At 31.9% G+C, this 11,029-nt stretch carries 7 protein-coding genes; all 7 read right to left on the reverse strand.

All coding sequences use genetic code 11. The features are described from left to right. On the reverse strand, positions 1 to 437 hold a 437-nt coding region (locus K8V80_RS05085), incomplete at its 3' end, for a hypothetical protein (protein ID WP_276775871.1). Between the two features lie 9 nt (positions 438 to 446). After that, positions 447 to 1,196, reverse strand: a complete 750-nt coding sequence (locus K8V80_RS05090; RefSeq protein WP_276775873.1) for a hypothetical protein — start codon at positions 1,194 to 1,196, stop codon at positions 447 to 449. A 403-nt stretch (positions 1,197 to 1,599) separates the two neighbouring features. After that, a complete protein-coding gene (locus K8V80_RS05095) occupies positions 1,600 to 4,347 on the reverse strand; it encodes a hypothetical protein (protein ID WP_276775875.1) in 2,748 nt (915 codons plus the stop codon). 8 nt (positions 4,348 to 4,355) lie between these two features. Beyond that, the gene (locus K8V80_RS05100) at positions 4,356 to 7,175 is read right to left on the reverse strand and encodes a hypothetical protein (protein ID WP_276775877.1); all 2,820 of its coding nucleotides are present in this window, start codon (positions 7,173 to 7,175) and stop codon (positions 4,356 to 4,358) included. 26 nt (positions 7,176 to 7,201) lie between these two features. Then, positions 7,202 to 8,077: a FimB/Mfa2 family fimbrial subunit gene (locus K8V80_RS05105; RefSeq protein ID WP_006745281.1), complete on the reverse strand. Its 876-nt coding sequence runs from the start codon at positions 8,075 to 8,077 to the stop codon at positions 7,202 to 7,204. A gap of 107 nt (positions 8,078 to 8,184) precedes the next feature. Continuing rightward, the gene (locus K8V80_RS05110; RefSeq protein WP_006745282.1) at positions 8,185 to 9,555 is read right to left on the reverse strand and encodes a hypothetical protein; all 1,371 of its coding nucleotides are present in this window, start codon (positions 9,553 to 9,555) and stop codon (positions 8,185 to 8,187) included. Positions 9,556 to 10,407: 852 nt separating this feature from the next. Further along, positions 10,408 to 10,530, reverse strand: coding sequence for a hypothetical protein (locus K8V80_RS05115; RefSeq protein WP_276775881.1), 123 nt, complete (start codon positions 10,528 to 10,530; stop codon positions 10,408 to 10,410). Between the last annotated feature and the right edge of the window lie 499 nt (positions 10,531 to 11,029).

Raw genomic sequence — 11,029 nt, forward strand, 5'->3', positions numbered from 1 at the left:
TCGCCTTGCTGGGCATAGGTATGCTGCCCTCTTTCTTGAACCCGATAAAGTTCTGGCAGTAAAGTTCCATCTTGATAAACTTGGTAATGAAAACCTTCACCATCTTGCTCAACAAGCATTTTAGTAAGGGTAGAAAATCGGTCTTTTACCTCTTGATGTAGCATCACCCCACTACGGTCGAACGAGTAAAACACACGCTTAAAATCGTTGGATAGGTTATCGTCTACTTCGAGATAGATTACTCGTCCACTCTCATTAAAGTACGTGTTAATATGTTGTTTCATTTGTCCTTTACTCCCTAGGGAATAATCGTAGATAGAAACTTCTGTACTCTTGGCACGTGTCAGTAAATCACCAAAATATCGCACCAGCTGCTTTCTTGTGGCATAGGCTATCACCCATATAGGTATAAAAAGGAGTAGAAGATTTTTGAGCATCGTATGTTTTTAGTATTTAATCTCCCTTAGAATGAGTTTTTTAGATTCCGACTGACTGAATATACATTTCACCCAGTTTCCATACTCATCGTATTCTAGGTATTCTATGTTTGTTATTTTGGGTAAGACTTGATCGTTCAAGATGGTTCTTATTTTATACAATTGCTTCTCCTTGTAGAGATATTGATACTCTACTCTGTAGTCTTTTGTGCGGTAACTATGAATCAGAGGTTGCTCATAGCTATTCAGCACTAGGGAATCTACAGCTGTATCAGTACGAGTAAGAATCTGATTTGACTTGTACTCTATCACTGTCTTTTCTTGATTATACAAGTTGCCGTTCTTATCTTCATTCCGATAGATACGTCTGCCTTGCTCTGTCTTTTGATAGTTGGTAAACACAAATACAGAATCATTGACTACGCCATTGGCTATAATTCTACTCCCCAGTTTTTCGAGTTGGCCTTGGGCATTGTAAAAGAATATCTTATTAAACTTCTTATTGCTAAAATGATCGATATCCTCTTCGGATGATATTTTACCATTGGGATAAAAGGTGGTAGTTCTAGCTAGCGAGGGCATACTCGACTGAAGTTCCCACTCCCCTGTTGTGGCATTGCACACCATAGGGAAATGAAACTGTTTTACTGCCCGTGCCGGTACTAATAAATCGGCAAACCCCACAGGAGGTTTCTTTTTTTGACTAAATGCAGTTACACTAATAGCAAAAAATGCGATTAGAAAAGATAAAGTCTTCATAGTTTGTTGTGTCAAGGTTTTGTCATTTGGCAAGATACAACAAATGCTTTAGTATTTAGAAATATAAAAAGAAAAGATTCGATAAACTCTCCTACCCCATTACTTGTGTTTTTCTAAAGATGGCTAAGGACAAAGTGTGCTACTAAATACCGTCCCAATCCTTTTGCTTTTTAAATGAACCACTAGAAACAATGTGCAAAAATGTATTGGAGGATATTCTAGCTAATGAGAAGTACGAGTTTTCTTGCAATAACCTGATATAGGAAAGTATTTCTATTTAAAAACAAATATACTCTTAATTTATATAGAGAAGCGAGTTGATATTCTATAAAAGGTATCAACTCGCTTCTCTATATCTAATTATAAAACAATTCTTATTTTTTAGATTAAAGCTTGCCTGGACTTAAAGAAAACTATCATGTAAAAAAAACTTGCCTTCCAAAAGTTCTTGTAAAGTAAATGTTGTATACTTCTCATATGGTACTCCCAGAGGGTCAAATCTACACTTAGATTTAAAAGATCTATTAGCTCTTAAAGAGCTAACATTGTTTTCCATATATTTATTAGGAATAATAATAGTAGCATAAGTATGGGTTGTAAGACTTTTTAAAAACTCAGAAAGTTGACTCATAGAAAAACCTATATAATTGTATAAACCTATTGATTCTCCATCATATTCGGCTTTTTTCTTAATATCGTTTTTTTCAATCTTATCAGTTACTATTTTTAATCGATTTGATCTATCTCCTTGATTCAAGGCATAAACAGGTATGGCAGTAATGCTGATTCCGAATATTCTACGCACCTCCAACTGATTCAACTGATTTTTAAAGTCTAATTTACAGTTATCAATAATCTCGGATAATTTAAATTCTGAGATATAAACTTCGTGTGCAAAATAACCTTGTCCTCCTCCTTTTTCATCGTCTTTAGAAGATCCGTTATCTGAATGGTAATTTAAATTATCAAGAACTAATGTTAACTCCATATCGTAGACTTCATTTAGACTAAGATATCCTAGATTGTTTTTGATAGTGAATTGAGCTCCATCACCAGAAACTGCATTATAAATTGATGTGTTTGTCTCTTCTAAAAGATTATAAGAAGTCAACTTTAAATTTTCATCTAATCTATCTTTATCTGTACCTACATAAACAGGAAGATTATTAATTTGCTCCATATTAAATACAATACTTTTATCTTCTGCAATCTTTTTCCACGATGTTACAGCAACCAGTCTAAACTGAGGATAAGGTAAAGAAATTCCTTTTTTATAAAAGCTAGAATAAAGATAAAATCCATCTTCGTTAACTTTATCTGGCAATATGACACAAGCTTCACCATCTTCCATCATATCTATCTCTACAGCTCCATATGAACTTGTTATAGTGGTTAAAGACTTAATATTTTCATCAAAAGGACTAAACATAGGTATCTTGCTTTGTTCTTCACTAGACTTTTTATACTCTACAACTACCTTTGTACCTATTCTAATAGGTATTGTGAATACATCACCATTATTAAACTTTAAATCTAAACTAAAATGTCCTTGCTTTATTGGAGTACCAGATATTGGTATGTTAACTTTAGCTAATCCCCTATCAAAAGAAATCTTCTTTTCAAACTTTATATCATCTAGTCCTAATAAATTCATTGTATTATTTTCAGAAGTAATAGATATATCCATTTCCTTAATAAACCAAGGTCCTATTAATGTAGCTTCAATATAGTTCTTCTTATCATCTTTTATAGATTCATTTATTACATAGAATCCTTTTACTTCAAGATTATCAATAGTATATGGAGCCGTTTCTGATATTGTTTCAATAATCAGCACTTTTTGCATAAAGCCATAGCTAGGATGTGAAATAGAGAGTTCTACTTTCCCAGAATAATTCTCAAGTTTATTTACTTCTATTTGCAAATATTTATTATTCGAATTTTCTATAATACTTATAAATTTGACTTCTTCATTATTTACTGTGTATTTTATTTTTTTTAAATCCTCAAATCCAATATTCGTTTTTAATGGAATATAATGGAACGGAACATCTGATGGAATCCGCACTTCTTTTTGTACGCCAAAAAACAACCCATTATGTTCCCACATGGAAGTTATACCATCGTGAGCCGACTCCCAATCTAAAATATCATATTCAATAACATTGCCCAATTTATTAGCATAAGCATTATCTATATTACTCCAGCCTGAATTATTAACTTTATTAATTACAATAGAGTAATTATAGTTCCTCTTTAAATTATAAACTTGAAAGTTATCTTGTTTATTCTCTACATCTTTCTTTATTAGTTCCACTTTATAGTAGCTTTCAGGATTATTTTTATAACTCCCTTTTATTATAAACAGAGGATACTTTTCAAAAGATGTTTCAGGAAGATAAATCATATTTTGAATTTGCTTTGCACCTTTGGTCTGTTCTTCAGCTTCAAAATATAATTTATTGCCTAATCCTTCTGTAAAACCTATATCTGAAGGTAAATTTAATTTTTCTGCATTATTAAAAACATATGGTATCAATCCTTTCGTATTATAATCTACTACGTAGACACCTTTAAAATCAAAGGAATCATCACGATTTATAAACTCAACTTTAAAAACAGCACGCTTCATATCAATAGGACTAGTTAGTTTTACCTTTGTAGTTTGATCATTTATATCAATGACTTCATTATACCACCCCCAAAGAGGAATTCTGGTAAGAGTTGCAGTAGAGTTATTTGCTCTTTCAGTTGTAATTGAAAACTGCAGGGGATCATTTGTCTCTTCCTCATAATTTGCTAAAACAGCCAATCGAAAAGACTCATAATCACGACTTACTTTCAGTTCAAAGTTATAAAGATTATTATTTGTATCGACTCCACTTACCGTTTTTTCAATTACTTCATAACATTCCTCTTCATCAGCACCATAAATTAAAAATTGAACCTTATCTCCCAAATCAAACTCATCTTGATCTGTTAATCCTCTTGTAGAAGTTTTAAATTGAGGCAAATATACAGGTAAACTAATTGTCACATAATCATGTTCAGTAGTGTTAAGTGAATTTGATAAACTATTATCATTAGAACACCCTACACATAATAAAAAAACAAGCAATGCGTATATATTTATTTTTATATATTTTTTCATCTGTACTTTTATTTAGTATTAGCTCTTGTTAAAGCCCAATTCATAATATTCATAAAAAAATAAGAGTTGTAAGTATCATCATTTCCAGTAACTTGTTCCCATAAATCTTTATCACTCATAGATAATAAACCTCCATATGAGTCATGGTTTCCTTTTATAGGTAAATGATCTTTATCTATATTCACCGCATAGTCAGAGAACAAATAACTTGAACCTATCCACATATAATTTTTATTCTCATTAGCCACAATTATAGGCGCATAACTCTTTGCTTTTAAAAAAATAGATGTGGATGTTATTACATATTTTGAAGCTAAATCTAGTAAATAACTTGAGTTTATATAATTAAAATCATCGTATACTTCATATAAGCTCTTTCCTAAAGTATTCGCAACACTTGGAAAAACAATGTGTTTTTTATCAACACCATATTCTTGTATTTTAGGAAAAGAATAGTTTATCTCAGGAACACGTTGATTTCTCACTAACCTCGAAGTTCTCTCTATATCTAACTTAAAGCCTAAGTACTTACTGCCAAAAAACTCATTAAATATTGGATCAGAATATTGAGAGAAAATACTTCTATTAACTTTAGACGAGGGTGTTTGAATAAATACATGATTTTTATTATTCATGTAGTTAATTACTTTATTAGATAAATCTCTATTGCGAAGTTCATTATCTATAAAAGAGTTTATATAAAAAATAACATCAAATTCATTTAAATCATTCACATCCCATAACGATGAAACTTGATAGATTATATTATTCTCAAGATAGGGATCTAGTTTTTGAGTTTCCTTGTAATAGACAAAAGGCTTTATCTTCACAGTTCCCTCCAAACCAAATAACTTCTCATTAAATAATAATTTTCCTATATTGTGATTATAATCAATTTTATTTCCATTTTTATCTAAATAACCCTCATTTCCATAATGTTCTGAACCTGATTCATCCGTTGGAAAAAGTTTATATCCATAAGCAACAAAGAGAATTTTAAGATTGGAGAACTCAGGTTTCTTACTAGCATATAAATTAAATTTTGTTTTATATTTTAATTTATAGTTTTTATTAACTGATGGATACGATATTGTAAAATCTAAATAACATTCAAATTTGCCATTTTTATTAGGTTTACCTTGAGCTGGTACTTGAATATTCACCCATTTTCCATTCGTGTTTTTAGAAGAAATCCGTTCTAGTTTTCTAAACTCAAATCCACATTCCTCTTGACTATTCGTATTAAACTCTATCTCAGCATCATTTTCAATTCCAAAAAACGCCTTATCAAGCCATACATCTAAGTAGTTAGATTCGTCAATAGGGTAGCTTTCAATATAATATCCCTCAGTATAAACATCTATTTCAGGGTAAAAAAAAGTCAAAGCTTCAGGAATACCATATAGATCAATAGGAATCTCCATATTTTCAACACATAGAATAACTGTGTTCTTGTTTTTTTTAGGAACTCCATGGCAACTAATTTCTAATTGATTTAATTTCGAATTTATGGTTAATTTATAGGTATCAATAGTTATACTTGTAGGTTTTTCAGAATTCTTAAAGTAGATTTTTTCAGCAGGTACATTTGAGTCATAACTTATGGTTTTAGTAATTTCATTACCGCTATAGTCATCAAAATTTATTTCTCTTACGTCTAATTCAAATCTATATTCTCCTGCTAAATCATAGGACTCTTTTATCGTATTCCACTCACCAATCTGAACGGTACAGTCTATCTCTATCTCTTGTTTTAGAGCATCATCGGGATTTTCTGCACCCTCTCCTTCCACATGAGTTACCTTAACCACATAGTGGCGATTTCTAAGGATGGGTTCAGTCTTTTCTTTATCGAAGCCACCACTTTCTAACATCTTAGGTATGTCTAGTCGATAGTAAGATATTTTAGAGTCTTTATCTTTTTTCAATCCCAAAACAAAGCAGGTTGTTTTATCTACATCATCTCTTGAACCTCCCTCATTTTCAGAGAGAATGATTGGGGTTGCTGACTGGGTAGCAAAGTCTACAAACTTAACCCAATTGGTATATTGAGTTTCATTTGTATTAAAATCAGGCAAGGTAACTTTTGTGTTACTAGGAGTATTATTCCCTTCTAAAAAAGATGAATGTACATCCGAAGCATACCTCCCTTTACTTACAGCATTATGAATATATAGCTCACCAAAGACAAGATTCTGATCGTTTGATTGAATATCTATAGTTACCTTGGCTACCGAACGGATCATATATATCGTACCCCACACTTGAGGGACCTTACTGATGTGTTTCGGGTCAGATTCGCCATACATAGGTAAATATTTATCTTTCCAGAAATAATCTTCTTTATCTTTATCTAAGTGGGTACTTTGAAAATTTAGTTTTTTAATTAATGTCTCTTTAGGGAATCCTTTATAGGCAGACAAATCAGCATCAGATATATCTACATTAGCAATCAGTGCCAAGCTATATTGATCATTCTCTGTTTGACTAACCTTCAATTTTGTTGATACTAAAAACTCACCATTCTCCTGTTTTTTGATAGCGCTTACAGGAGCTTTATAGGCAAAAACTGGACTCTCATTTGTATCGTGCTTAAAAACAAGAACAGTCAAGGAGTTGATGTCGCTATCATATTCCGCCTTCTTTTGACTATTTTCTGTTCCACTTGATCTTAAGAGTAACTCTGCATAAGCTTCATTGCTTGATAATCTATCTTCATCAGATAGAATAGAGTCGCCAACACAAGCAGATAATAAGGCAATAAAGAAAGCAAGCCCTAAAAACCAGAAGGACCTTACCTTTAACCTATTTATTGTTTTATAATTCATTTGTTTTTATTTTTGGCTCTACTCTTTTACGAAATAGGAGTATTAGTAATATTATCTTCTTCCCAGTCTAAAACCTGTACATGCATTTCCACACCATCGAATACTACTTCAATAATGATGGTAAAGTCTGTTTTACGTTCTAGGGTAAAATCTGGATATTTTTGCTCAACTAGTTTACGAACATCCACATTATAGGTAGATTCTTGGTTGAGTAAAATATCGATAGTCATAGGCGTTTTGCCTTTGTATCGCAGCACATGTAGGTATGCTCTTTGCATATCCTCTTCCTCTATATATTTCACTAGAGGGCTATACGTTATATTGTTGGGTTTTGTATCACCCATTTGAAAATTGTATTGCGGCATTAAGTTATTGACTCTCACTTGAGCCAGTCCTCCTTCTACACCGAAGATACGAACATCCACGCTAAGGTGTGCCGACCTGTAATCTATAGTTTCATAGATAGCATGATTGTAATTATTTCTCTCTGATATTGTCCATGAATGAGTACCTAGATAGAGAGGGTCATTGGTCTCTATGGTTTTTATATTGGGATATCCATTGGTGCTCAAGCGAGCATCTTCTATATGCTGAATATCTGACAAAACGGAATGCTCACCAGCATTACCCCATGCCACAGCATAATAATCACCTGGAGGTAATTGAATACCCAATCCTTGGTTGATCTGAGTTTGATCTATATCTCTTTGTAACACTAATTCGTTATTGCTATTATAGATCAATAATTTTGCAGAATGTATATAATCTCCTACCTCACCATTCTCTTCACTTACGTATGAAAAGTTCAAATAAGTATTTGGGCAATCGCTATTATCATCGTTGATGCAACAAGCACTAAGAAGCAATACCGAAAGGATGAGTATGTATTTGATGTTCTGCATATTTTTAAATTAATTTGTTAGAAAAAATAAAGAGGGGAAAGCCGCCTTCCCTTTGGTAGACGAAACTACCCCCTCTTCATTATATTAAGTTAATTGTTAAATATCTACTAGTTAACTTCAGTAGTATAATTACCTTCTGTCCAGTCAAGAACCTTAACTGTAGCTAGAATATCTACAATCTGAGTTACTTGTGGTTCTTCTGTACCACCATCTACATCTGGAGAGAACTCTGTTTCATTTTCACCCTTCCAAGTTAAACCATCATTAAAGTTTAATTTATAGATATGACCACCAGAATAGATACCTTGTTTTCCTACATTCTCACCACCATCTTTATAATTAAAGTTACCAATCGTGAACCATCTTATATCGTCTTTGGTTGCGAAGTTTTTATGAGAAACTTCTTCTCCTAGTGGTGTTTCATACTTAGCATAGTAAGTATCTGTCTCTGCTATATATTCAACAGCATAATATACTTTATTACCTTCTTTAGAGACTTTTACAGCATAGAACTTACCTTTGTTGTCATCATTTCCTTTAAAAATAACAGATGTCTCAACATTTTCTTCAGTAACATCACCCACTATATCTTGAACATTTACTGTTAAGTATGCTCTTGGATTCTTCTTAGACATCACACAGTCATAAAGTGTAGAAGTTAAAGCGATATTAAATAACTGCTTATCACCATCGAATAAGTGGTTGGCTACAACTTGTTTGCCCCAATCAGTTATAGGTTGCTCCAACATAAATGCTAATTGATTCGTAGTTACATCAAGAGTTTTATTATCCTCTTTTACTCCTGTACCATTTATAGTATTACCACCTTTATATGCATCTCTATAACCCATAGGTATAATGTGAGACACATAAGCAGACTTTACCAAGTTTTTATTATACTGAATATTTTCAGACATTTCTACACGTGCTGCAATAGACTTCATATTAGCAGTTACAGTATAAGTTGTCTTAGGTCCTTTTTTTCCTACCTCAACTTTATATTCTGTTTTCTTTCCCTCTAAATTATTATCTTGTGCTTTAAGCAACACATCAATAGCATATGCAGAGTTTGCAATACCTTTTAGAGTACCCGTAGGCTGAACATCTGCAATAGGAATATTTAAAGCTTCTTTTTTCTGTGCATCATTATTATACCCAATAATAACTAGTCTTGAAATACCATCTTTTACTGATACGTTTTTCATTTCTAATTTATAGGCACTACTCTCAGCATCTATTTTATCTACAAATACATCTCCTACTTTAGTTTCACCATCCATAAGATAAGCGATAACACCTTTTACTGAAGCAGTTTTTACTTCTACACCATCTTCTAAAACACCTCTTGTTGCCGCTGTACCAGGTACAGATACAATTAATTCAATATCGCTCACTTGAGCCTCTACGTCTGTGGCAGGTGTAATACCGTCACTGTCATTACTACATGCTGTAAATGCCAATAAAGCACCAGCTGTCATTAACAAATTTTTAAATTTAAAATGTTTAATTAAAAGTTAATAAAATAATTAATTCTCTATTTCTTTAAACACATTCCAAACTATTAGAGCATAGCATTCTAACCATCACATAGAACTTATTTTTAAGCTTATGTAAAGCAAAAGCCATCTTTCTTTTAAGAAAGGAGGAGTATTACATTTTATCGATGGGCAATACTCAATGCACCCAAGTCTAATATGTGTTTGATTTTTATGTTTTAGAAGTTAAGTATTAAAAATCAGGTCAATTACTCAACTTAGTTTGGAGAGACTCTTAGTTTGGACTATTCTTTCTACAGAAATTCGTTTTTACTTCTATTTCTATTATTTTGTCAATAGTTGACTAGATAACCAATTTCCCTCTCATTTACATCATCAATATAGCCACGATCTTTATCAATAACAAATTTATACAAATTAATTTTATATTTAAGATAAGAACAAAAAGATTTGTAACTCATTAAATACTAAGTTTTAAACATTATTGATAAGTATAATATCCCCACACAGAATACGTATATAAGGAGTTACACACACCTAAAAGACTGTTTTAATATTGTTTTTTATTGCATCAGAATAAATCTATTTTAAAATAATGTTTCAAATTAAAATATTGTCTATATAATAGTCTCCGAACTACAAAAAGCCAATAAATTATAAAACATGCACTTCCCATTCTTTACCCGTATAAAACTAAAACGTAAGAAATCAGGACAAAAAAAGATTAATACGCTTAGTTATCATATCGCTAATTCTACAAAATATTTTGACCTTTACTCCTGGTTTGATGAAAACAAGAAAGACATCATCAAATCTTGACCTTATTAAGAGAAATTAAAAACAGACCAGTACTGCACCATCTGCCAAGCCAGATGGTGCAGCAGATATAAATAAGGTGATCATAAAGAATAGGAAAGATTTGAGAATAGGAAGGCGAGAATATAAATTCAGTATCATAGAGCTGCAAGACTTATCTTCTTATACCCCATAGTAAGGGAAGGACGCAACTGTAAACCAGTAGAAAGATTGGATTAAACCTACTTATCCCCCACTCCAACCCAATTATTCTACTTTAAATAAATATTAATTTTGAGCTAACTCTATTAATAGATGTTATATAACATACTATTTAAGGGCTACTTCTTGCAGATTCCACTCAAAACCCTACCTTTGCACTGTGTTTTTCATAGTATTAGATTTAAGGTTAACAAGATTGGAGCAAAGCGTTGCTCCTTTTTTTATGCCCGTATGTCAACTCTTTCTTCCCTACACTTTCCTTTTGATCCGAAAATAAACCCCTACAGTTACATCTCATATTTCAAAAGAATTACAAGCAAAACAGATTTTCTGTAAACTTCTTTTAAAATTGCCCCTTTTTATATTAATAGATATTATATAACATACTTTTATAGCTCTTGCTCTTGCAGATTTCAATCAAAACCCTACCTTTGTAATG

The organism is Bacteroides coprosuis (assembly GCF_020741705.1).
Classification (GTDB): domain Bacteria; phylum Bacteroidota; class Bacteroidia; order Bacteroidales; family Bacteroidaceae; genus Bacteroides_E; species Bacteroides_E coprosuis.

Coding starts and splice junctions, on each gene's coding strand:
- K8V80_RS05105 (WP_006745281.1), bottom strand. CDS start 8,077: ATGCAGAACATCAAATACATACTCATCCTTTCGGTATTGCTTCTTAGT.
- K8V80_RS05090 (WP_276775873.1), bottom strand. CDS start 1,196: ATGAAGACTTTATCTTTTCTAATCGCATTTTTTGCTATTAGTGTAACT.
- K8V80_RS05110 (WP_006745282.1), bottom strand. CDS start 9,555: ATGACAGCTGGTGCTTTATTGGCATTTACAGCATGTAGTAATGACAGT.
- K8V80_RS05100 (WP_276775877.1), bottom strand. CDS start 7,175: ATGAATTATAAAACAATAAATAGGTTAAAGGTAAGGTCCTTCTGGTTT.
- K8V80_RS05095 (WP_276775875.1), bottom strand. CDS start 4,347: ATGAAAAAATATATAAAAATAAATATATACGCATTGCTTGTTTTTTTA.
- K8V80_RS05115 (WP_276775881.1), bottom strand. CDS start 10,530: ATGATACTGAATTTATATTCTCGCCTTCCTATTCTCAAATCTTTCCTA.